We start from the raw sequence: 22,132 nt of genomic DNA on the forward strand, positions 1-22,132 counted from the left end.
CTCACACGATTTCGAGGACGAGGGCCGAGCCCATGCCGCCTCCCGCGCACATGGACACGCAGCCAAGCGCGCCGCCCCTGCGGCGCAGCTCGCCCAGCATGGTGATGACCATGCGGGCGCCGGTCGCCGCGACGGGGTGACCGAGGCCGCATCCGCTGCCGTTCACGTTGAGGACGTCCGGGTCGATGCCCAGGATCCGGCTCGACGCGGCCGCCACCGGGGTGAACGCCTCGTTGATCTCGAACAGGTCGATGTCGGCGGTCCTCAGGCCGGCCCGGTCCAGCGCCTTGGGGATCGCCTCCGCCGGGGCCAGGCCCGTACGCTCCGGTTCGACGCCGACCGAGGCCCACGACACGATCCGCGCGAGCCGGTCGAGGCCGTGCGCCCGCGCGTACGCGTCGTCGGCGAGCACGACCGCCGCGGCGGCGTCGTTGAGCCCGGCGGAGTTGCCCGCGGTGATCACCGCGCCGGGGATCTCCGGGTGCAGGACCGGAAGGCCCGCGAGCCGCTCGGCGCTGGTGTCCGCCCGCGGGTGCTCGTCCGTGTCGAACACCCGGCCGTCCGGCAGCCGCACCGGCGTGATCTCCTCGCGGAACCGGCCGCCGGCCACGGACGCGGCGGCACGCAGGTGGGACCGCAGCGCCCACTCGTCGGCCTCGGCCCGGGTGACGCCGGCCAGCCGGGCCGTGTTCTCCCCGACGGTGACGGACATGTCCCACGCCGGAGCCCGCGGCGTCTCCGGATGGCTCGGCGAGGCCCACGGCTCGAAGGAGCCCGCCGTCGCCTTGAGCACGCGGGGCATGGAACTCAGGCTCTCGGTGCCACCGGCCACCACCACCCGGTCCATCCCGGCCAGGATGGAGGAGGCGCCGATCTGCACGGCGCTGAGCCCGGCCGCGCAGTGCCGGTTGCCGGCGAGCCCGGGTACGTGCGCGAGCCCCAGTTCCAGGGCGACGTACCGGCCGATCACGCCACCGCCCTGCAGCGACTCGGCGAGGACCAGGTCGTCGATGTCGGTGGCGGGCACCCCCGACCGCTCGATCGCGGCCCCGGCGGCGACCTCGGCCAGCGCGAAGGCGTCGACGCCGGCCAGCGAGCCCTTGCGCGCCCGGCCGATCGGCGTTCTGGCCGCGGCCACGATCACTGCGTCCGTCATCGGGACTCCTCCGGTCTCAGCGCGGGGCGAACCGCTGACCCCCGTCCAGGCGGATCGTCTGCCCGTTGAGCATGGGGTTCTTGACGATGGCCTCGACCAGCCAGGCGTACTCGTGCGGGAGGCCCGCGCGCCGGGGGAACGCGGCGTCCTTGGTCAGCTCGGTGATGAGCTCCTCGGGCGCGCCTTCGAGCAGTCCGGTGGCGAACAGGCTGGGGGCGATGGCCATCACCCGGATGCCCAGGCCGCCGAGGTCGCGGGCCATGGTCAGGCTCATGCCCGCGATGCCGGCCTTGGCGGCGGTGTAGGCGACCTGGCCGATCTGCCCCTCGAACGCGGCGATCGAGGAGGTGTTGACGATGACGCCGCGCTCGCCCTGGCCGTCCGGGTCGTTCCGGCTCATGTACCAGGCCTGCAGGCGGTTGAGGTTGAAGGTGCCGATCAGGTTCAGCTCGACGATGGCGCGGAAGTCGGCCAGCGGGAGCGGGCCGCTCCTGCCGATGGTGCGCTTGCTGACACCTCCGCCGGCGGTGTTGACCGCGACGTGCAGGGCGCCGTGCGCCTCCAGTACCGCGTCGAGGGCCGCCTCCGTCCCCTTCTCGTCGGTGACGTCGCACGGGTGGAACGTCGCGGAGCCGCCGAGCCCGCCGACGACCTCGGCGCCCTTCCCCGACGGCAGGTCGAGGACCGCGACCGTGGCGCCCTGCCCGGCCAGCAGCTCCGCCGAGGCCCGTCCCATGCCGGATCCGCCTCCGACGACGACCGCCACCTTCTCTGCCACGTCCACACGACCTCCTCTATGTATTGTTTATCTTATATATAAGTTTGGCGAGATCAAGGGCGCACCCGCCGCTCCGCCTCCGCCCGCAGGGCCCGCCGGGCCGCCTTCCCCGCCGCGTTCACGGGCAGGTCGTCCACCCACCAGAGCAGGCGCGGCACCTTGAACCCGGCCAGCCGCGCCCGGCAGAAGGCGCCGACGCTCTCGTCCCGCGTCCCCACGACGAACGCGGCGGGCACCTCGCCGAGCCACTCGTGACCGACGCCGACGACGGCCGCCCGGCGGACCGCCGGATGTTCGAGCAGCACCCGCTCGATCTCCGCCGGATAGGCGTTCAGCCCGCCGACGATGATCACGTCCTTGAGCCGGCCGACCACGCGGAGGCGTCCGCCGGCGTCGAGTACGCCGAGGTCCCCCGTACGGAGCCAGCCGTCTCCCATCACCCGCGCGGTCGCCTCGGCGTCGTCCAGGTAGCCCGCCATGAGACCGGCGCCGCTGACCAGGATCTCCCCGCTGCCAGCCGCGATCCGGACCCGTACGCCCGGGATCGGCCGCCCGGCCGTCTCCGCCACGGCCCGCGCGTCGTCGCCGGGACGCGTCATCGTGCACACGCCGCTCGCCTCGGTCAGCCCGTACGCGGTGATGACGGTGCCGACGCCGAGGACGGACCGCAGGTCGCGGACCAGCGCGGACGGCACCGAGGCGGCCCCGGTCACGGCGGCGCGTACGCGGCCCGGCGCCGTCGTGTGGTCCAGCAGCGCCTGGTACATCGCCGGCGGCCCCTGCAGGAAGGTCACCGCGCCGCCCGCGACCGCCCGGCTCAGCGTGGGCGCGTCGAGCGCCGGCTGCGGCAGCCCGCAGGCTCCGGCGACCGCGCAGGCCAGCAGCCCCGTCTTGTGCCCGCCGATGTGGGAGAAGGGCGCCACCAGCGGGTATCGGTCGCTCGCGCGCAGGCCGGTGATCTCCACCCAGGTACGTGTCGTGGCCACGAGGGCGCCGTGGCGCAGGAGGACGCCCTTCGGCCGGCCCTCGGTACCGGAGGTGTACTGGACGTGGCTGATCCGTTCCGGCGTGATCGCCCGCATCCGCCGGCTCACCTCGGCGTCGTCGCCCCCCGTGAACTCGTCGCCGGGGCCGATCACCAGCGCGCATCCCGCCCGCTCCACGATGTCGGCCGCCTCCGGATCGGTGTAACGCGCGTCGAGCGGCACGACCGTCGCGCCGGCGCAGAGCACGCCGTACGAGGCCACCGCCCACGCCGTGCCGTTGGGCTGCCGGATCGCGACCCGGTCCCCCGGGCCGACGCCGAGGCGCACCAGCCCCGCGGCGGTTCCGCGCGCCGCCGCGAGGAGTTCCCGGTAGGTCAGCGTGCCCCGGTGGTCCACCAGGGCGGGCGCGCCGTGATGGGCCAGGGCGGCGCGCTCCAGCACGCCCGGTACGGTCGCGGCGTCCGCGTGCACGGCCTTCCTCCTTCTCTCGACATCATGGTAGATCTTCTACTTGATATTTGATGGAGGCGGTCATGCGCATCCTCAACGGTTCCGGCGAGGTCCGCGCCGCCGTCGGCGAGCACCTCGGCCACAGCGACTATCGCCCGATCACCCAGGCCGACATCGACGCGTTCGGGGCGCTGACCGGTGACGACCAGTGGATCCACGTCGACGTCGCCCGCGCCGCCGAGGGCCCCTTCGGCGGCACGATCGCCCACGGGCTGCTGACGCTGTCGCTCGGCCCGCGGCTGGTCCGCTCGATCTACCGGATCGACGGGATGCGGATGGGCGTCAACTACGGCTACAACAAGATCCGGTTCCCCAGTCCCGTACCGGTGGACTCGGAGGTACGGGTCGGCGTCACCCTCGACGCGGCCGACGACGTCCCCGGCGGCATCCAGGTCACGCTCGGTTTCGTGTGGGAGATCAAGGGCCGTCCGAAGCCGGCCTGCGTGGCGGAGATGCTGCTGCGCTACGTCGCCTGAGACGCCGGGCCGCGGAGTGGCACGGCGCCGCTCCGTCTAGCCGCCGGAGATCAGGCGTTCGGCGAGGCGCCAGCCCTCGGGCGTACGGCGGAAGGTGTCGCGGTAGTGCCCCATCGACCGGAGCACCGGCGCCGTGGCGGTGTCGGCGTAGAACTGCCAGTACGACTCGGCGACCGCGGTGTCCCCGTCGACGGTCACCGCCGTCGTACCGACGACGTGCCGGGTGTCGCTGCCCGGCCCCGTGGCGCCCTCGGCCCGGCGCGCCACGCCCGCCTCCTGGATCCGCGCCCGCCCCTCCTTGACCGGCACCCCGGACATCTCCCAGCGGGCGTCCTCGGTGAACTGGGCGCCGTACTCCTCGATGTCGCCCATGTCCGACAGGTGCGCGATCCGCGCGAGCACGTTGCGGATCGCCGCCTCCGCCTCGGCACTTCCACTCTTGTCCACGGAATGGATTTTATATATAAGTTGCAAGCGTACGCTCGGGCCCACGTCGCCACGAAGGAGAGTCCCGATGGTCAGTCAGGACGGTCCCCGCTACGCCGAGCGTCTGTTCCCCGCGCCCCGCGACCACGGGATAGCCCTCCCCGACCGTGCCGCCAGCACGGTCGCGTCCGGCACCGACACCGTTTCCGGCGAGAGCGAGCTGTGGTACCAGGGCGGCGGCCGGATCGGTGAGAAGGCGGTCGAGTCGATCGTCGTCTACCCGCCCACCGGAGGCGTGCGGACCCAGGGCGACCCGTTCGAGCCGGTCAGGATCGGCGTCCTGATCGACATGGACCTCGGCCAGCTGCTCGCCGACCTGATGGACCCGATCATCCTGGCCGTCGAGGACGCGCTGAACGAGGGCGCCTACGACCGGCCCGTCGAGATCCTCACCGTCGACGCCCGCGGCCTGCCGCGCGAGAACTACCTGAAGGTCCGCAAGGGCTACCAGCGGCTGGTGGACGAGGGCTGCGTCGTGGTGATCGGCCCGTTCATCTCCGACAACTCCGTCAACCTGTGCGCGACCGTGAACCGCACCGGTGTCCCCTGCCTGGGCTGGACCGGCACGACCCGGTTCTACGGCGAGTACTGCTTCACCGTCGCGAACGGCGACATCCCGGTCGAGGGCGGCATGGCGGCCGACTGGTGCTTCCGGAGCGGCCACACCAAGCTCGGCTTCTTCTGGGAGCAGGGCTCCTCCGGCGACCTGTACTCCGACTACTTCCGCGCCGCGGCACGGGGGTACGACCTGGAGATCGTCAAGGAGGTGCAGCTCGGCCCCAACCCGCGCGACCTGGAGCGTCACCTCGCCGTCATGCGCGACCAGGGCGCCCAGGCCATCGTCTACATGGGCTACGGCTACTCCACGTTCCACTTCGCCGACGCGTTCCGCGCGCTGGAGTGGGATCCGCCGCGCTTCATGGGGACCGCGTTCATGTTCTACTCCAACTCCAACAGGTGGGCGGAGGGCCTCGAAGGCTGGCACGGCGTCGACCAGCTCGGCGAGGACGGCGCGAACCCCAACTACGAGGCCATGCTGGAGCGTTTCCAGGCCCGGTTCGGCCGCGTCTCCCGCAACGTCGTCGTCGCGCTCTCCTACGACACCGCCCGCGCGGCCGTCCACGGCATCGGCAACGCCCGCATCGCCACGCCCGAGGAGGTCAAGGCCGGGCTGGAGAAGATCAAGTGGATGCCGTGCACGAACGGCGGCCCCGGATGTCACCTCACGTTCGCCGAGTACGACCACCGCGGGTACAAGGGCGACTTCCTCACCATCCGCGAACTGCGCGGCGGCGAGCTGCACTTCCGTGGCTACCACCGGCCGGCGTGGCCGTCCAACACCCGCTCGCCGCTGCTCGCCGCCGGGCGTCCCTAGGAGGGCCATGTTCAGCGAGGAACAGGACGAGCTGCGCCGGACCGTACGGGCCTTCCTGCGGGAGACGTCGCCGGAGACCGAGGTGCGGCGGCTGATCGCGTCCGCGAGCGGCTACGAGCCCGCGGTGTGGACGCGGATGAGCGGGGAGCTCGGCCTGCACGGGCTGGCCGTGCCCGCGGAGTACGGCGGGTCCGGGTTCGGCGTCCTGGAGACCGGCATCGCCTTGGAGGAGATGGGCCGGGCGCTGCTGTGCGCCCCGTACCTGAGCACCTGCGTCCTGGCCGCGCGAGCGGTGCTGGCCTCGGAGGACGCCGGGGCGGCGAGGGAGCTGCTGCCGGGGATCGCGTGCGGGGTGACCATCGCCACCGTGGCCCTGCCACCGCCCGGCGCCGTCACCGTACGGCGGTCGGACGGCCGGTGGCTGCTGAACGGGACCGCGCGCCTGGTGGTCGAGGGAGGGCTGGCGGACCTGATCCTGGTGGTGGGCGCCGCCGAGGGCGTGTACGCGGTCTCCGGCGACGCCGGCGGCCTGTCCCGTACGCCACTGAGCACGCTGGACCCGACGCGGCGGCTGGCGAGCCTCGGCTTCGCCGACACCCCCGCCCATCCCCTGGGCCGCGCGGGCGACGGCCCGCGCATCCGGTCGGCGGTCCTGGACCACGCGGCGATGGCCCTGGCCGCCGAGTCCGTCGGCGGCATGGAGCGGGTCATGGAGCTGGCGGTCGAGCACGCCGGGACCCGCGTGCAGTTCGGCCGCCCGATCGGCGCGTTCCAGGCGGTGAAGCACGCGTGCGCCGACATGTACGTCGACGTCGAGTCGGCCCGCGCGGCCGCGCACCGCGCCCTGTGGTCGGCCGCCGAGAACGCGTCGTCGGCCTCCGCCGCGGCGAGCCTGGCCAAGGCGTACTGCACGGACGCCTACATCCGCGTGACGACGGAGGCCATCCAGGTCCTCGGCGGCATCGGCGTCACCTGGGAGCACCCGGCCCACCTGTACTTCCGCCGGGCCAAGAGCTCCCAGCTCCTGTTCGGCGACTCCGACCACCACCGCGACCGGCTGGTCGGCCACCTCTGAGGGATCTGCCATATAGCCTGCAGCCGCTCCACCAAGCTGGCCCGGTACCAGACGAGCCGAATCACGAGAACCCTTGCCTCTATTGATGCGCTGAGGACCGTCGATGGAGGAGGGGTCGCATGTCGCCGGACAGATTCTCGGCTTTGTTGTCGGCGGAATTGAGGGATCGAAACTCCGACGGCGACACGCAAGAGCTCCTGGCGTGTTCCGAGAGTACGGTCGTCGAGGGGACCCGGGAGGTGCTCAGGCAAGTCCTGGACCACATCACCGAGTACGAGTTCGAAAATCCCGATCGGACCTTCTTCGAAGCGTGCAGCGACGCCCGGGCCCGTTTGATGTCACGAGCGGAGAGCGGCCGCTCTCCGCTGATCGGCGCGCTCGGGTTGATCTGCCTCAACGTCAAGCTGCTCGATCGGCGCTTCAAGTCCCCCAGCAAAGTCGAACAAAGAGAAGCCGACCTCTACTGCGCGTCGTTGTTCACGACGCCGGAGGTCGGCCTGGCGATCGCCACCATATACGCACCGGACGAGGAGACGGGCAATCGTATCGAGCACAGGACCTGGGATGAGATCGACTTCGCCCACCTGAGCTATCACAAGGCGGGTACGACCTCCTTCATCCTGAAGGGGTACAAAATCGAGCCCGACAACGAGGCCGGAGCCCGCTCACCGCTTGCGATCAAATGTGTGCTCTTCCCCTGGAACAAGATAACGGCGATGCTCCTCTGGACGGAGGCGATCCGCGTAGGCAGCACCTGGATCTGTCGCCGCAAAATGTCATCGTCGACGCGGAGGGATACTTCAGCTTCATCGACCTCGGCGTCAATCACCTCTACAGTCGGCAGGTCGGCATCGCCGAACACGACGACGCGGTGTACATCGCGCCCGAGGTGAAGAATCGCCACCGGTTGCACGCGATGGCGGACGTCTACTCGCTCGGCGTCATCCTTATGCACATACTCGCCGGCCAGCCGCCGAGGGACGGCAGGACTCCCGAGGCCGTATGGACGGCGAGCCCCATCCTCGGACGCACACTGGAGGATCTCATCGAGGAGGCGGCGGACAATCGTCTGCTCCTGATGCCGGATAACGAGCGTCATTCCTACTCGTCGCTGAGAGCCCACCTGGACTTCTGCTTCGAGCTCGTCTCCCGGGAGCCGGTGACGAGCAGGTCTCTGTGGGGCTACCGGTGGGCACAGATCGCGCCGACGTCACGAGAGTTCCGGACGCAGCTGAAACAGTGGTGGACCTGGCGCAGGGGTGAGGGCCGTAAGCCGGAGTACGAGCGATATCTGCTGTTGTTCAGCGCGCTGTCGTCGTTCTCGTGGTGGCTGATCGTCGCCAAGACGGCGCTCTTCTAGTCGGATGACCTGGTCAGCTTTCAGCCGCTGTCCCTGCCCAAAGGGATGCAGTTGTACGCCGACGTCATCGCCCTTTCGCAGGGCCTCGTGGCGGCGAAGTTCTACCAGACGGTCCTCGCGCGGCTCACCGTGCGCAACATACCCGGGAAGCTGGCCCGGTTCACCGAGGTGCTGATCCGGTCGATGACGGTCGTGGCGGTTCCCACCACGCTGTTATCCACCGTCTCCAGTTCCACGTACTGGATGTGGCCCTGGACCTGCGCGGCTGGTGCCGTCGCGGTCGCCGCGTGCAACTGCCTCACGTACTTCCTGGCGGACCGCATCCTCAGCGCCGCCCGCGACGGACTGTCCACCGTGCCCGACGCCGACCGAAAGTTCGCACGCGGTTACGAGCAGTGGTGGTGGACGATGTTGCTGTACGCCTTCATAATCGCGACAATCGCCACCGGCCTTCAGGTGGGCGCACTGAAGGACCGATGGGCGTACGTGTTCGTGCTCGTGATCATCACTGTCGGCGTTCACTACGCCGCCAAGTGCGCCGCCGCGGGACCGGCGGTTCGAGGAAGCATCGCGCGTGCCTTCTCGACCGGTGAACGCATCGCCGTCTCGTCCCGTCATCCGAGTGATCCGATGACGTGGCCCCCACGGCTGTTCTCGCCGCACGACCCACCTCCGGCGGAGCTCCGACGAGGGCGGTGAGGGCCTGTCCCCTGGGGCCGGCCCTCACCGCGTATCTCAGTGGGCCGAGAAGGCGAAGGACGGTCCCGTCGAGGAAGTCGCCCGAGTGGAACTGGACGCCCGGCTGGTCGATCGAGATGCTGAGCGCCCGGCCCACCTGTACTTCCGCCGGGCCAAGAGCTCCCAGCTCCTGTCCGGCGACTCCGACCACCACCGCGACCGGCTGGTCGGCCACCTCTGACGGATCTGCCACAGAGTCCGGCGCCGTTCCACCATGCTGGCCCGGTACCGGACGGGCCGAATCGCGAGAACGCTTGCCCCCATTGACGCGCCGAGGGCCGTCGATGGAGGAGGAGCCGCATGTCGCCGAACGGATTCCCGGCTCTGTTGTCCGCGGAACTGAGAGACCGGAACTCCGATGACGACACGCGAAGGCTGCTGCGGCTTTCCGAGAGCACGGTCGTCGAGGGGACCCGGAAGGTGCTCGGGCAGATACTGGACCACATCACCGAGTACGAGGCCGACAACCCCGACCGGACCTTCTTCGAGGCGTGCAGAGACACCCGCGCCCGGTTGATGTCACGAGCGGAGAGCGGCCGCTCTCCGCTGATCGGAGCGCTCGGGTTGATCTGCCTCAACGTCACACTGCTCGATCGGCGCATCAAGTCCCCGGGCAGAGTCCAGCAAAGAGAGGCCGACCTCTACTGCGCGTCCCTGTTCACGACGCCGGAGATCGGCCTGACGATCGCCGCCATCTACGCACCGGACGAGGAGACGGGCGATCCTCTCGAGCGCAGGACCTGGGACGAGATCGACTTCGCCCACCTCAGCTACCGCAGGGCGGGGACGGCCTCCTTCGTCCTGAAGGGGTGCAAGGTCGGGGCCCGCTCACCGCTCGCGATCAAGTGTGCGCTCTTTCCCTGGGACAGGATGACGGCGATCGCGAAGGCGACGAATCGCCACGCCACCGAGTACGGACGGCAGAGCGCCGTCGTCGAACGCCCCTGCGCCAGGTCCACCACCGTCGTCGTTCTCCTGATGGCCGATCGGCCCGGCGAGGCGGCGGGGCCGGTCTCCTGAGACGGGCCCCACCGCGTCTCTCAGTGGGCCGAGAAGGCGAAGGACGTGGCCGTACGGTAGGTCTGGCCGGGGCGGAGGACGGTGGAGGGGAAGGCGGGGTGGTTCGGTGAGTCGGGGAAGTGCTGGGTCTCCAGCGCCAGGCCGTCGCCCTGGCGGTACTGGTGGCCGCTCGTCCCGTACAGCGTCCCGTCGAGGAAGTTCCCGGAGTAGAACTGGATGCCCGGCTGGTCGGTGGAGATGCTGAGGACCCGGCCGCTGTCCGGGTCGCTGACGCGGGCGGCGAGGCGGAAGCCCGAGCCGTCCAGCACCCAGTTGTGGTCATAGCCCTGGCCGTACGCGAGCTGCTGGAAATCGTCCCGGATCCGCGCGCCGACCGCGGTCGGCCGCCGGAAGTCCATCGGCGTGCCGGCGACCGGCGCGATCTGGCCGGTCGGGATCAGCGTGGAGTCGACGGGCGTGTAGTGGCTCGCGTTGAGCTGCAGGCGGTTGCCGTAGATGCCGCCCGTGCCCTCGCCGCCCAGGTTCCAGTAGCTGTGGTTGGTGAGGTTGACGACGGTGGCCTTGTCGGTGGTGGCCTGGTAGTCGACGCGCAGCGCGCTCCCCCGCAGGGTGTACGTCGTGGTCGCCTTGAGGGTGCCGGGGTAGCCCATCTCGCCGTCGGGGCTGGTGTAGTCGAGCCGCAGCGAGACCTCGTCACTCGTCCTGCCGGGGGTGGCGTTCCAGACCTTGGTGTCGAAGCCCTTGGTGCCGCCGTGCAGGCTGTTCGGGTCGTTGTTGATCGGCAGGTGGTACGTCTTGCCGTCGAGTGTGAACGTGCCCTTCGCGATGCGGTTCGCGTACCGGCCGATTAAGGCGCCGAAGTACGGCCCGGGGTTGTTCTTCTCGACATAGCCGGCGAGGTCGGGGAATCCGAGGACGACGTTCGCCTGGTGACCGTGCTTGTCGGGCGCGTCGAGCCGCTGCACGATCCCGCCGTACGTGATGATCCGTACGCGGAGAACACCGCTGGTCAGCGTGTACCGCCAGACCTGGGTGCCGTCGGAGAGCGTGCCGAACAGGTCCTTGGTGATGTCGGGTCTGGGCGCCGCCTCGACGGCGGGCGCCGAGAACGAGGTCATCAACCCGGCCAGCATGGCCAGGCCGACGAGCCGGGTCCTCATGGGGCGGATGAGCATGAAGTGTTCCTTTCTCCGACCACAATTAGGCCACATTGTTCGACATTTCGAACAATGTCCGAGATATGCGCGCCCTGAAGGTAAGTTGCGGCGGAATAGCTGTCAAGAATTCGCCGCAAAGCCTTGAAAATCGGTGCGGCGGCCGGCCCGCGGGATCCCCGCCGGCGGGGCGCGCCGGGAGCGTCGCCCCGCTCACCGAAACGGACATTGTCGTAGATCTTGACAGGAGTCGGCCTCAGAGCGGAGCCTATGACAACGTTGTCATCCGCAGCCCCGCCGGGCCGCCCACTGGAAGTCGGATTCATGGCAAATCAGGCGAATCTGCGTCACCCCTCGCGGCGAACCGTCCTCACCGCCGGTTCGACTCTTCTGGGCGGCTTCGGTCTCGGCGTGCTGCGGCCGGGGACGAGTTCGGCCGCCGGCCCCGCGAACGCGCCGGCGTCCCAGGAGCTCGCCGCGTACCGTCCGGTCGCGGTCTCCTCGACCGCCTACGCGCCCACGCCCGGCGCGTTCGCGGTGGACGGGATCGCCACGCCCGGGGTGCGGGGCACCGGATGGCGAGCCGCCGGCGGTGACCCGCAGTGGATCTCGGTCGACCTGCAGGCGGACTGCCAGGTCACCTCGGTCCGGCTGACGTTCGAGGCCGCCGCCGGCGACCCGGTGTTCGTTCCGCCCGCCACGGGCAACCCCGCCGACGGCACCACCGGCAAGGAGATCCTGTCGAGTTACGCGCTCGACTTCTCCGTCGAGACGTCCCGGGACAACCGCTCGTGGACGAGCGTCCACCGTACGACCTCCGGGACCGGCGGCGTCGTGAACATCGCCCTTGACAGGCCGGTCGCCGCCCGGTGGGTGCGGATGACGGCCCGCGAACGGTCCAGCGCCAATCCCGTGGGCCTCAACGGCTTCGAGGTGTACGGCACCGCGGCGGGCCGCCGGCCGTCCGCCACCGGCTGGACCGACTGGGGCACGCACGACCATCACGCCCCCGGCCTGAAGGTCGCCTCCGACGGCACCGTTCCGCTGGAGTCGGGCTGGACGCTGACCATGGATGACTGGGCCGGCGGCGAGGGCGCGGACCTGTCCCGTACCTCGGTGGACACCGGCCGGTGGCTGCCCGCGACCGTACCCGGCACGGTCCTCGCCTCGCTGGTCGAGCAGGGTCACCTGCCCGACCCGGTCGCCGGCCTGAACAACCTGCGCATCCCCGAGGCCCTGTCGCGCCACTCCTGGTGGTACAAGCGCGACTTCGCGCTGCCACGCGGCCTGCGCACCGGCTCGGGACGCCACGTCTGGCTGGAGTTCGACGGCGTCAACCACCAGGCCGACATCTGGCTCAACGGACGGCACGTCGGCGGCATGACGTACCCCTTCGCCCGCTCGGCCTACGACGTGACGCCGCTGCTCGCCACCGGGGAGCAGGCGCTGGCGGTGAAGATCACACCGATGCCCGTCCCCGGGAGCCCCGGAGACAAGGGGCCCGCCGGGGAGTCCTGGGTGGACGCCGGGGCCCAGCAGATGAACCTCAACTCGCCGACGTACCTCGCCGTGTCCGGCTGGGACTGGATGCCCGCCGTACGGGACCGCGTCTCCGGGATCTGGAACCACGTACGGCTGCGGTCCACCGGCCACATCGTGATCGGCGACCCGCGGGTCGACACCCTGCTGCCGAAACTGCCCGACACCTCCGCCGCCGAACTCACCATCGTGGTCCCCGTACGCAACGCCGACTCCGCCGACCACAAGGCGACCGTCACCGCCTCCTTCGACGGGGTACGGGTCGCCAAGGACGTCACGGTCCCGGCCGGCCAGAGCGTCGAGGTCGTCTTCGCTCCCGGCGCCTTCGGCCGGCTGCGGCTGCGCGACCCGAAGCTGTGGTGGCCGAACGGCCTCGGCAGCCCCGACCTGCACGACCTCACGACGACCGCCTCGGCCGGGGGCAGGGAGAGCGACCGGCGCACCACCCGCTTCGGCATCCGTCAGTTCGGCTACGAGTCCACGGTGCCGCTGCCCTTCACCAGCGGCGACGACTCCTACACCCAGTCCGTCGCGCTCGGCCGGCAGAGCGCCCGGTACGTACGGATCAGGTGCCTGACGCGCGCCACCGGGTGGGGATCGTCGCTGTGGGCGCTCTCGGTCTTCGACGGCTCCCGGCCGGGCACGGACCTGGCCCTGCACGCCGAGGCCACCTCCTCCAGCGTGGACGAGGACGACCACGGGCCCGGCAACGCCACCGACGGCGACCCGGGCACCCGCTGGTCCTCGGCGTTCGAGGACGACCAGTGGATCCAGGTGGACCTGGGCTCCGTGCAGGCGTTCGACCAGGTCGACCTGGTGTGGGAGCAGGCGTACGCCCGGACGTACGTGGTGCGGGTGTCGGCCGACGGCTCGGCCTGGACCGACGCGAAGTCCGTCGACAACACCGCGGTGCCACTGCCGTTCAACGGCGGTGACGCTAGCCTGCAGACCGAGGACTTCCCCGCGCGGACCGCACGTCACGTACGGATCCAGTGCGGCCTGCGAAACACCAGCTGGGGCAACTCGCTGTGGTCCCTGGCCGTCGTCGACAGCGCCGACCCGGGCACCGACCTCGCGCTGCGCAAACCGGTCAGGGCCTCGACCGAGGACTCATCCAACCCCGCGGCGAACGCCACCGACGGCGACCCGGGCACCCGCTGGTCCTCGGAGTACAAGGACGACCAGTGGATCCAGGTGGACCTGGGCGCCTCGCGCCGGTTCGACCGGGTGACGATCGTCTGGGAGCAGGCGTACCCGAAGACGTACGTGATCCAGGTGTCCGACGACGGTGACACGTGGACGGACGTGAAGTCCGTGAGCAACGCTCCGGAGCCGCTGAAGATCAGCGTCAACGGAACGCGCGTCCTCGCCCGCGGCGGCAACTGGGGCTGGGACGAACTGCTGCGCCGCATGGACCCGGCCCGGATGGACGCGGCCGTCCGGATGCACCGCGACATGAACTTCACCATGATCCGCAACTGGGTCGGATCGAGCGACCGCGAGGAGTTCTTCGCCGCCTGCGACGAACACGGCATCCTGGTGTGGAACGACTTCCCCAACGCCTGGGGAATGGACCCGCCGGACCACAGGACCTACAACGACCTGGCCGCGGACACCGTGCTGCGCTACCGCGGCCACCCGTGCGTCGTGGTGTGGTGCGGCGCCAACGAGGGCAACCCGCCGGCCGCGATCGACAAGGGCATGCGCGACGCCGTGCACTCGCAGGCTCCCGGAATCCTCTACCAGAACAACTCGGCCGGCGGCATCATCACCGGCGGCGGCCCGTACAACTGGGTCTCGCCGGAGAAGTACTACGACCCGTCGACGTACGGAAGCAACGGTTTCGGCTTCCACACCGAGATCGGCATGCCCGTCGTCTCCACCGCCGAGAGCATGCGCCACTTGGTCGGCGACGAGCCGGAATGGCCGATCGGCGGCGCGTGGTTCCACCACGACTGGAGCGAGCACGGGAACCAGGCTCCGCAGAACTACAAGGCCGCCATCGAAGCCCGCCTCGACACGGCGACGGGACTCGACGACTTCGCCCGCAAGGCACAGTTCGTCAACTACGAGAACACGCGCGCCATGTTCGAGGCGTGGAACGCCCACCTCTGGAACGACGCCAGCGGCCTCATGCTGTGGATGTCGCACCCCGCGTGGCACAGCACGGTGTGGCAGACCTACGACTACGACTTCGACGTCAACGGCACCTACTACGGGGCCCGTACGGCCTGCGAGCCCCTGCACGTCCAGGCCGACCCGGTGAAGTGGCAGGTCATCGCGGTCAACCACACCGCGCGCGCACTGAACGGCGCGACGGTGCGGGCCCGCGCGTACGGCCTGTCCGGCCGGCCTCTCGGCAGCGCCCAGACCGCGAAGGTCGACGTCGGGTCCTCGGCCACGACGCCCGCTTTCACCGCCGCCTGGACCGATGACCTGCCTGACCTCCACCTTTTGCGGCTGACCCTGGAGGACGGCTCGGGCCGGCCGCTGTCACGGAACACCTACTGGCGCTACCGCACGCCCGCCGCGATGAAGGCCCTGAACGGGGTCGCGCAGGTCAAGGTCGCGGCCTCCGTGGGCCGGGTCACCCGCTCCGGCCCGCGGCACGGGCTGACCGCGACGATCCGGAACAATGGCCGGGCGGTCGCGGCGATGGTCCGGCTGTCACTGGTGGACGACAAGAGCGGCGAGCGCGTCCTGCCGACGCTGTACAGCCACAACTACGTGTGGCTGCTGCCCGGCGAGTCCCAGACCGTCACGCTCTCCTGGCCCGCCGAGGCCCTTTCCTCCGGCCGCCCGGCGTTGCGGGTGGAGGGCTACAACGTCCCGCGCACCATGACCCGGTAGATCGACGGAGTCCCTTCTCAGACGAGGAGCCGCTTGCCGCCGTCCACGCCGATGACCTGGCCGTTGATGTAGCCGACGCTTTCGCCTGCGAGGAAGACGAGCAGCGGGGTGCCGCACTTGGCCCACTTCTGCGAGGCGTTCCTGGTCAGGGCGTCCTTGGACCGGGCCTCCAGGTAGCGCATCTCGCCCATGGCGCCTTGGGCGATGGTGGCCAGGATGTCGATCCGGCCGAAGGATGCGACGGCCGCGTGCACGACGGCGCCGCCTTTCCCCGGCGAAACGTCTCGCCGTCGCCGAGCCGATGCCGCCCGCAGGTTTCCTACTCAACTTCGAGCGCGGCTCGGACTCCAGCGGCCAGATCGCGACACTTGGTTATGTTTTTGAAGAGACTCGTCACATAGTTCGTAGAGTATCTGGCTTCCACTTCATCGATCAGCGCCTCGACGACCCTGCCTGTCAATTTTTCGACTTTGGTGAGCTCATCCGCCCATTCGAGCTCTGGGTCATCGATTCGGTGTAGATCAAGTCCGCGGAATACGAGATGAAGGACAAGGCGGTTACCTTGAGCAGCGATTGACCTGGAACGGCCGTCCATATGTCGCTGAAGCCTCACGAGTTCAGCATCTACAGACCGCATAACCTGAACGCACCGCCATACTCGGTATGCTCCGATGCCTGAATTGAATAGGAGCCGATAAGGCGGTTTCTCAATGGACTCCCACAGGCTTCCGACTTTACTTTTCGCGAGCACCGCCAGCTGCGGTTCCCGATTGGCGCAGGCAAGGGCAATGGTCGCATCGACAACGGTACAGCCGTCCTCCGGCCGGGGAGTTTGTTCACCCCGCTTTATGGAGTACGTTTTGCGCAACGAAAGCACCAGTTCGGTCCTCAAGCGGTTCTGCTCGGGATCCAAGGCGACGAAGTCACGAGCCTCAACGGTATTTTGCGTGTTAGTCGCTCGCGTAACGGCCGTCCCAAAGTCAGGCGGGCATCCCTCAAGCGATATGAACCTTACCCAGACCCTTGCCTCACCCACCGACTCCGCACTCCGATGGGCCGCCCTGTGGACGGCCGCAACCGTCTGAGCGCCGTTCACAACACTGACACCCGAGAGGGAGAAGGCGCCGTACGTTCGAGACGTCGCCCCGCGCGCAGTCTTCTTGATGGACTCACAGAGTGCGGTGATTCCGTTGTTGAAGTACCAGAAGTGTCCGGGATCCTCGACCAGGGTGTCATCAAGAGTTTCATTGACCGACGTCCGCCCGAGCGCTTTCCTTATGTTCTGCGAAAACAACCTGTCGCCATGCCGCTCATACCAGTCGGAGACGTCAGTCGCGGCCACGACTCCATAATACGCTTCATAAGGCTCGCCGATCGTTCCCCAATTCTCCAAAGTTACATCTAGATCGATTCGGGATCCGTCGAGACCTTCGCTTATCAAAGCATGAAACTCATTGAGGCCGAGCACCTCAAGAGTCGCCAGTGGCTGAGTCTCGTTTATCTCGGCGAGCTCATCGTCGAACGCATCTTGTACCGGCTTGGCGAGATCGGTCTGGCCGGTAATCGCCACGATCAGCATGAATCGGATGTCCGGATTATCGAGCGCCGCCGTTATCTGCTCCTGTTGCCGGCGAAGCGCAGCCGTGAAACGGTCGTACTTTAGATTGAGAAGGTCCCTGAATCCGGCAATGAAGTTCCGTGCGTCCCCCAGCCCGAGTCCCCCGTTCCCCGACCCGTCCCACTTCGACTGAACGAGAATGACCAGCTGCTGGTCTTCATCTACTGCTATGGCGTCTATTCCGTTGTCTCCGGTGCCGTCAACGACGGTACTGGCGGCGTCCTTAGGCGTGAGACCGGTAAACCGCTGGACGGCAAGAGCGGCCAGTCCACGACTGAGGAATGCCTTCTCCCGGACAGACTCATTCGCGTTGGCGTAGTCGTGCAGATCTATATGGTCCGAAAACCCGGTCTTGATGGCTTCCCTGATGTGCCGCACCCACAGCTTCTTCACTTGCGCCCCCAATGCCGGCTGCGTAGCAGCCTAGGCCGCCCATCGCCTTGGTTGAACCCCTGCCACCAACTAGCAACAGCTATCGTCGAAACAAGCTCACCGTTACATATTCCGAGTTAAAGGATGAGCTGTAATCCCAGATATGGCCAAGACAGAAACGGCGCCCGCCGCGCTCCGGCGGGACGACCTTCGCACCGGCCTCGGCGCCGCGGCCAAGGTCCACGGGGTCGCCGACCGGGCTGGTGTCACTGCTGACGCGTGCTCCTCAGGCGTCCCGGTCCTGGATCGCCGCGGCGGCACGGTGCAGCTCGGCGAGGACCGTACGGACGGCCCTCCGCGCGGTGCGCTCGGGCCGGTGGAGAACGTCGATGTGACGCCGGGCGTGGACGCCGCTCAGCGGCCTGAGGACCACGTCGGGGTGCGCGCGGGCGGTCCAGCGGGGCATCAGCGCCAGGCCGCCGCCGGCCGCGACGGCCTCGGCGACCACCGCGAACTCGTTGATGCGGTGGACGATGTCCGGCCGCCGGTCGGCGGCGCCGGCGATGGCGTCGATGGTGGCCATCAGCGGGAAGCCGTCGTGGACCGTGATCCAGGGATGTCCCGCCACGTCGCGAGGCGAGAGGACCGGTTGGGAGGCGAGCGTATGGCCGACCGGCAGCGCTACGTCGAGAGGTTCGCGCAGTAACACGGTGGCGGTCACCGTACGCGGCCAGGGCGGACCGTGGTCGAGGCGGTGGGCGAGCACGAGATCGTAGTCACGGGTGAGCGCGGGGAAGCGATCCTGGGCGACGTCCTCGTCGGCGAGCACCAGGCGCGGACGGTCCGGTCCGGTGAGGCCGCGCAGCAGGAAGGGGAAGAAGGCTGAGGCCGCACTGTGGAACGCCGACACCGACACACTGCCGTCGGGTCGCTCCGCGAAGTCGGTGACGGTGTGCCGCGCCCGCGCCAGGGCGACCTCCACCTCGATGGCCGCCGCGGCCAGGGCCCGCCCGGCGTCGGTCAGCACCACCCGGCGCCCAGAGCGCTCGGTGAGGGGTACGGGGATCGAACGCTGCAGCAGCCGCAGCTGCTGGGAGATCGCGGAAGGCGTCACGTGCAGCGCCTCGGCGACGGCGCTCACGCTGCCCAGCTCCCCCAGCTCGCGCAGGATCCGTAGCTGCCGTTCGTCCATCTTCGTCAGTGTAGGGCGGCTACAGCGTCGTTGAAGAACCTGGTCGTAGCCTTCACCATCCTGGCTGGTGCAGCGTTGGGGCATGCCCGCCGCACGCCGCACCGATGCGGTACTCCTCCTGGTCGCCCTCGTCTGGGGTTCCAGCTACCTGTCGGCCAAGACCGCCACCGCCGCACTCCCGGTCATGACGGTGCTGTTCGCCCGGTACGCGATCTCCGCGCTCGCCTGCGGCGCCTTCGCCGTCTTCCGTCGCCGGACACACCGCTGGACCCGCTCGGAGATCACCGTCGGGTCCCTGCTGGGCCTTACGCAGGCGGCCGTGCTCGTCCTGGAGACCTTCGGGGTGGCGCACACCAGCGCCGCCAACGCCGGGTTGATCATCAGCCTGACCATCGTGCTGACGCCGCTCCTGGACCGTACGGGAGGCTCCGGCGGCCTGCCGGCACGGTTCTTCCTGCCCGCGGGCCTCTGCGTCCTGGCCGTCGGACTGCTCACCTCCAGCACCGGCCTGCACACGCCGAGGCTGGGAGACGCTCTGGTACTCGCCGCCGCGGTGGTCCGGGCGGGCCACGTCGCCCTCGTCGGCCGGCTCACGGCTCGCCGTCCGCTGGACCCGGTGAACCTGACGACCGCCCAGACGATGGTCGGCTCGGCCTTGTTCCTGACGCCCGCCGCCCCTCATCTGCCCGACCTGGCCCGTAGCAGCGCCACCACCTGGACGCAGCTGCTCTACCTGGCCCTGTTCTGCAGCGTGTTCGCCTTCCTCGCCCAGACCTGGGCCGTGCAGGGCACCTCCGCCAGCCGGGCCAGCCTCCTCCTGGGCACCGAACCGATCTGGGCCGTCGCCGTCGGAACCATCGTCGGCGGCGAACACCTGACCGCCTGGGCCACCGCCGGCGCGGTGCTCATGGTCGCCGGAACCTACTGGGGTCAGGCCATCGAACGCACCCACCGCGCGACCCCGGCGGGAGACCGATCGGCCGAAGCGGGAGATCTGGTCGACGCGGGCAGGACCCGATGAAACACACGCGCGGTGCACACACGCGCCGCCGTAGCAGAAGCGTTCCTTCACCCGGGCGGCAGCGACGGCGCGGTCCGCAGGAGCAGGTGATCGATACGGTCGGGGAATGGCGGCGACCGGGCGTGAGAGAAGTGCCTCTTTCCTCTTGCCTTCACCGGTCGAGGAACTGACGGACCCTCGGCTCACCGATCGTTCGGTACGGCTTCTGCTGAAGCGGGATGACCTGATCGACCCCGACGTCCCCGGAAACAAGTGGCGCAAGCTCAAGTACAACCTCGAAGCCGCCCGGCGCGATGGCCACAAGACGCTCCTGACCTTCGGGGGCACTTTTTCCAACCACATCCGGGCGACCGCCGCCGCCGGCCACTACTTCGGGTTCGCGACGATCGGCGTCATCCGCGGTGAACCGCACGACCCACTGAATCCCGTGCTCACCTATGCCGTCGACCACGGCATGACCCTGACGTATCTCGACCGCAGCGCCTACCGGCACAAGCATGAGCCCACCGTCGTACGACGGCTTCGCGACGAGTTCGGCGAGTTCTACCTGCTGCCCGAGGGAGGGAGCAACGCCCTCGCGGTGCGAGGCTGCGCCGAGATCCCGCAGGAGATCACCGAGCGGTTCGACGCGATCTGCTGCCCGGTCGGCACGGGCGGGACCCTGGCCGGTGTCGCCGCAGGGCTCCAGGCCGGCCAGGAGGCGATCGGCTTCTCGGTGCTCAAGGGAGGGGGTTTCCTCAACGATGACGTACGGGAGTTGCAGGAGCAGGCCTACGGTGAGGAACGCGGACCCTGGCGGATCGAGCTCGGCCATCACTTCGGCGGCTACGCGAAGCAGAAGCCCGAACTCACCGAGTTCATCGACGATTTCGCCGGCAAGCATGGCCTGCGGCTCGATCGGATTTACGGCGCGAAGATGATGTGCGGAATCTTCGACCTTGTTGAAAGGGGCCGGTTTCCCGCCGGCTCGGTCGTCGTCGCGCTCATCACCGGTGTCGCGGACACCTAGAGTTCGAACGTGCGCCGCAGCCCCTACCTGCGCGCCGCCCACCTGGACAACGCCACCGCTGAAACGACAATGGCGCCGCCCGCCACCGCTCGAACCAGCCGGTGTACGAACAACGCCATCGAAACGACTTCAAGCCATCCGCCGACCTCAGCCCGTGGGGGGCTGTGGGGGGCGGAGCCCCTCACATCGAGGGGGTTCCGGGGGGTCGCCCCCCCGGGCCAACACGTGGGCGATACTGGGTTCGAACCAGTGACCTCTTCGGTGTGAACGAAGCGCTCTCCCACTGAGCTAATCGCCCTTGACAGGTTGCCCCGTCGCCAGCACAGATTAGCGCATCTCGGCCCCGCTTCGCTCGCCCGAAGCGGCTCGGGCCTCAGAACGGCAGGCTCAGCCCGAACACCGCCAGGTACGCGATCACCCCCGCCGCGATCACCAACCCTGCGATCACCGCGATCAGTGTGTTCCGGCGGCGAGCCTCCGGATCAAGGGCCTTGTCCTTGGCCTTCGCCGCCTTGTCCTTGGCCCACAGCAGCGCCGCCTTCGCCCACGCGAACTCCGTGGCCAGGATCGCGAAGCCTACGAAGATCGCGGCCCAGCCCGGTCCCGGCAGCACCAGCATCGCCACGCCTGCCAACAGCACGGCCATACCCACCGTGAACACAGCGATGCGCCATGCGTTGTTCAACAATGCGTTGCGCCGGACGCGCTCACGCCACCTCGTCAGGTACTCAGACACGCATCGACCTTAGCCCGCCCCGCTTCCATGCAGGTCAGAGCGGGTATCAGGACGGTGAGGCCGGTCAGATCGGGTTCGGGGGGCGGAATGTTCTTAGGAGTTTTCGCAGTTACGGGTCATAGACCGAAGGGGACACCCGTTGGAGGGAGCGACGTCCTCACCGAGTGCCCGCGATGCGGGTCCGACGCCTGAAGGAATGGCCCGATGAACAGCAGCAGCACCGTCTCGGCCGAGGTCGGCCTTCGGCTCGTCGTTCCCGACCGTACGACGGTCCCGCTGCTCGCGACGCTGGAGTACGCCGCCGACGATCCCTATGCCATCCGTGTCGCGTTCCACGTCGGGGACGACGATCCCGTGGAGTGGATCTTCGCTCGCGAGCTGCTGACCGTCGGGGTCGTGCGCCGGGTCGGGGACGGGGACGTTCAGGTGTGGCCTGCCGACGAGGTCGGGGACGGCGGGGCACTGAACCTGTCGCTTTCGTCACCCTTTGGTACTGCGCACTTCGAGGCTCCCCTGACGCCGCTGACCGACTTCCTCAACCGCACCTACGAGATCGTGGCCGCAGGCCGGGAATCGGACTTCATCGACATCGAGGCGGAACTCGACGACCTTCTCTGGCACTCCTGACGTAAAAGACCGTACGGCCCCGTGCCAAGCGCCTCCCAGCGCTGGCCCACACCC

The 22,132-nt window shown here is 69.1% G+C and carries 21 protein-coding genes and 1 tRNA gene; 12 read left to right on the forward strand and 10 right to left on the reverse strand.

Annotated elements, in window-relative coordinates; translation table 11 throughout:
- Position 1: 1 nt before the first annotated feature.
- The 3 genes from QWU11_RS33850 to QWU11_RS33860 are packed head-to-tail and all read right to left on the reverse strand — an operon-like array spanning position 2 to position 3,391.
- The gene (locus tag QWU11_RS33850) at positions 2-1,156 is read right to left on the reverse strand and encodes a thiolase family protein (RefSeq protein WP_290118569.1); all 1,155 of its coding nucleotides are present in this window, start codon (positions 1,154-1,156) and stop codon (positions 2-4) included.
- Positions 1,157-1,172: 16 nt separating this feature from the next.
- Positions 1,173-1,934 carry an SDR family NAD(P)-dependent oxidoreductase gene (locus QWU11_RS33855; protein ID WP_290118570.1) on the reverse strand — a complete coding sequence of 254 codons (762 nt, stop codon included), beginning with the start codon at positions 1,932-1,934 and terminating at the stop codon, positions 1,173-1,175.
- 53 nt (positions 1,935-1,987) lie between these two features.
- The gene (locus tag QWU11_RS33860) at positions 1,988-3,391 is read right to left on the reverse strand and encodes an AMP-binding protein (protein WP_290118571.1); all 1,404 of its coding nucleotides are present in this window, start codon (positions 3,389-3,391) and stop codon (positions 1,988-1,990) included.
- A 62-nt stretch (positions 3,392-3,453) separates the two neighbouring features.
- Here QWU11_RS33860 and QWU11_RS33865 point away from each other — a divergent pair, with 62 nt between their 5' ends.
- Positions 3,454-3,906, forward strand: coding sequence for a MaoC family dehydratase (locus QWU11_RS33865; protein WP_290118572.1), 453 nt, complete (start codon positions 3,454-3,456; stop codon positions 3,904-3,906).
- Positions 3,907-3,942: 36 nt separating this feature from the next.
- Here QWU11_RS33865 and QWU11_RS33870 read toward each other — a convergent pair whose 3' ends face one another.
- Positions 3,943-4,353 carry a nuclear transport factor 2 family protein gene (locus QWU11_RS33870; protein ID WP_290118573.1) on the reverse strand — a complete coding sequence of 137 codons (411 nt, stop codon included), beginning with the start codon at positions 4,351-4,353 and terminating at the stop codon, positions 3,943-3,945.
- A gap of 67 nt (positions 4,354-4,420) precedes the next feature.
- Here QWU11_RS33870 and QWU11_RS33875 point away from each other — a divergent pair, with 67 nt between their 5' ends.
- From QWU11_RS33875 to QWU11_RS33905, 7 genes are all read left to right on the forward strand, one after another.
- Positions 4,421-5,767 (forward strand): ABC transporter substrate-binding protein, encoded by a 1,347-nt coding sequence (locus QWU11_RS33875; RefSeq protein ID WP_290118574.1) that lies wholly within the window; start codon positions 4,421-4,423, stop codon positions 5,765-5,767.
- 7 nt (positions 5,768-5,774) lie between these two features.
- On the forward strand, positions 5,775-6,842 hold the full coding sequence (locus QWU11_RS33880; RefSeq protein ID WP_290118575.1) for an acyl-CoA dehydrogenase family protein: 1,068 nt from the start codon (positions 5,775-5,777) through the stop codon (positions 6,840-6,842).
- A 119-nt stretch (positions 6,843-6,961) separates the two neighbouring features.
- Positions 6,962-7,735, forward strand: coding sequence for a hypothetical protein (locus tag QWU11_RS33885; RefSeq protein ID WP_290118615.1), 774 nt, complete (start codon positions 6,962-6,964; stop codon positions 7,733-7,735).
- Positions 7,651-8,202, forward strand: a complete 552-nt coding sequence (locus QWU11_RS33890; RefSeq protein ID WP_290118614.1) for a hypothetical protein — start codon at positions 7,651-7,653, stop codon at positions 8,200-8,202. The genes QWU11_RS33885 and QWU11_RS33890 overlap by 85 nt, the downstream gene beginning before the upstream one ends.
- Positions 8,203-8,247: 45 nt before the next feature.
- On the forward strand, positions 8,248-8,901 hold the full coding sequence (locus QWU11_RS33895) for a hypothetical protein (protein ID WP_290118576.1): 654 nt from the start codon (positions 8,248-8,250) through the stop codon (positions 8,899-8,901).
- Between the two features lie 85 nt (positions 8,902-8,986).
- The gene (locus tag QWU11_RS33900; RefSeq protein WP_290118577.1) at positions 8,987-9,121 is read left to right on the forward strand and encodes a hypothetical protein; all 135 of its coding nucleotides are present in this window, start codon (positions 8,987-8,989) and stop codon (positions 9,119-9,121) included.
- A 119-nt stretch (positions 9,122-9,240) separates the two neighbouring features.
- Positions 9,241-9,960: a hypothetical protein gene (locus tag QWU11_RS33905; protein WP_290118578.1), complete on the forward strand. Its 720-nt coding sequence runs from the start codon at positions 9,241-9,243 to the stop codon at positions 9,958-9,960.
- A 20-nt stretch (positions 9,961-9,980) separates the two neighbouring features.
- Here QWU11_RS33905 and QWU11_RS33910 read toward each other — a convergent pair whose 3' ends face one another.
- On the reverse strand, positions 9,981-11,135 hold the full coding sequence (locus tag QWU11_RS33910) for an aldose epimerase family protein (RefSeq protein WP_290118579.1): 1,155 nt from the start codon (positions 11,133-11,135) through the stop codon (positions 9,981-9,983).
- Positions 11,136-11,438: 303 nt separating this feature from the next.
- Between QWU11_RS33910 and QWU11_RS33915 the strand changes: the two genes are divergently transcribed.
- On the forward strand, positions 11,439-15,503 hold the full coding sequence (locus tag QWU11_RS33915; RefSeq protein WP_290118580.1) for a discoidin domain-containing protein: 4,065 nt from the start codon (positions 11,439-11,441) through the stop codon (positions 15,501-15,503).
- A 17-nt stretch (positions 15,504-15,520) separates the two neighbouring features.
- Here the strand turns inward: QWU11_RS33915 and QWU11_RS33920 are convergent, their stop codons facing one another.
- From QWU11_RS33920 to QWU11_RS33930, 3 genes are all read right to left on the reverse strand, one after another.
- The gene (locus QWU11_RS33920; RefSeq protein ID WP_290118581.1) at positions 15,521-15,757 is read right to left on the reverse strand and encodes a hypothetical protein; all 237 of its coding nucleotides are present in this window, start codon (positions 15,755-15,757) and stop codon (positions 15,521-15,523) included.
- A 65-nt stretch (positions 15,758-15,822) separates the two neighbouring features.
- Complete coding sequence (locus QWU11_RS33925) at positions 15,823-17,514, reverse strand: AIPR family protein (RefSeq protein ID WP_290118582.1); 1,692 nt, start codon at positions 17,512-17,514, stop codon at positions 15,823-15,825.
- Between the two features lie 265 nt (positions 17,515-17,779).
- The gene (locus QWU11_RS33930) at positions 17,780-18,685 is read right to left on the reverse strand and encodes a LysR family transcriptional regulator (RefSeq protein WP_290118583.1); all 906 of its coding nucleotides are present in this window, start codon (positions 18,683-18,685) and stop codon (positions 17,780-17,782) included.
- Positions 18,686-18,767: 82 nt separating this feature from the next.
- On the opposite strand from QWU11_RS33930, the gene QWU11_RS33935 reads away from it, so the two are divergent.
- Together QWU11_RS33935 and QWU11_RS33940 are read left to right on the forward strand one after the other, a co-directional pair.
- Positions 18,768-19,706, forward strand: coding sequence for a DMT family transporter (locus QWU11_RS33935; RefSeq protein WP_290118584.1), 939 nt, complete (start codon positions 18,768-18,770; stop codon positions 19,704-19,706).
- Positions 19,707-19,851: 145 nt separating this feature from the next.
- A complete protein-coding gene (locus QWU11_RS33940; RefSeq protein WP_290118585.1) occupies positions 19,852-20,715 on the forward strand; it encodes a pyridoxal-phosphate dependent enzyme in 864 nt (287 codons plus the stop codon).
- Positions 20,716-20,941: 226 nt separating this feature from the next.
- Here the strand turns inward: QWU11_RS33940 and QWU11_RS33945 are convergent.
- Both QWU11_RS33945 and QWU11_RS33950 read right to left on the reverse strand, forming a co-directional pair.
- Positions 20,942-21,013, reverse strand: a tRNA-Val gene (locus QWU11_RS33945).
- A 75-nt stretch (positions 21,014-21,088) separates the two neighbouring features.
- Positions 21,089-21,451, reverse strand: a complete 363-nt coding sequence (locus tag QWU11_RS33950) for a TIGR02611 family protein (RefSeq protein WP_290118586.1) — start codon at positions 21,449-21,451, stop codon at positions 21,089-21,091.
- 204 nt (positions 21,452-21,655) lie between these two features.
- Here QWU11_RS33950 and QWU11_RS33955 point away from each other — a divergent pair, with 204 nt between their 5' ends.
- The gene (locus QWU11_RS33955; protein WP_290118587.1) at positions 21,656-22,078 is read left to right on the forward strand and encodes an SsgA family sporulation/cell division regulator; all 423 of its coding nucleotides are present in this window, start codon (positions 21,656-21,658) and stop codon (positions 22,076-22,078) included.
- The last annotated feature ends 54 nt before the right edge of the window (positions 22,079-22,132 follow it).

Origin of the sequence: Actinomadura sp. DC4, from assembly GCF_030406325.1 — a bacterium.
Classification (GTDB): Bacteria; Actinomycetota; Actinomycetes; order Streptosporangiales; family Streptosporangiaceae; genus Actinoallomurus.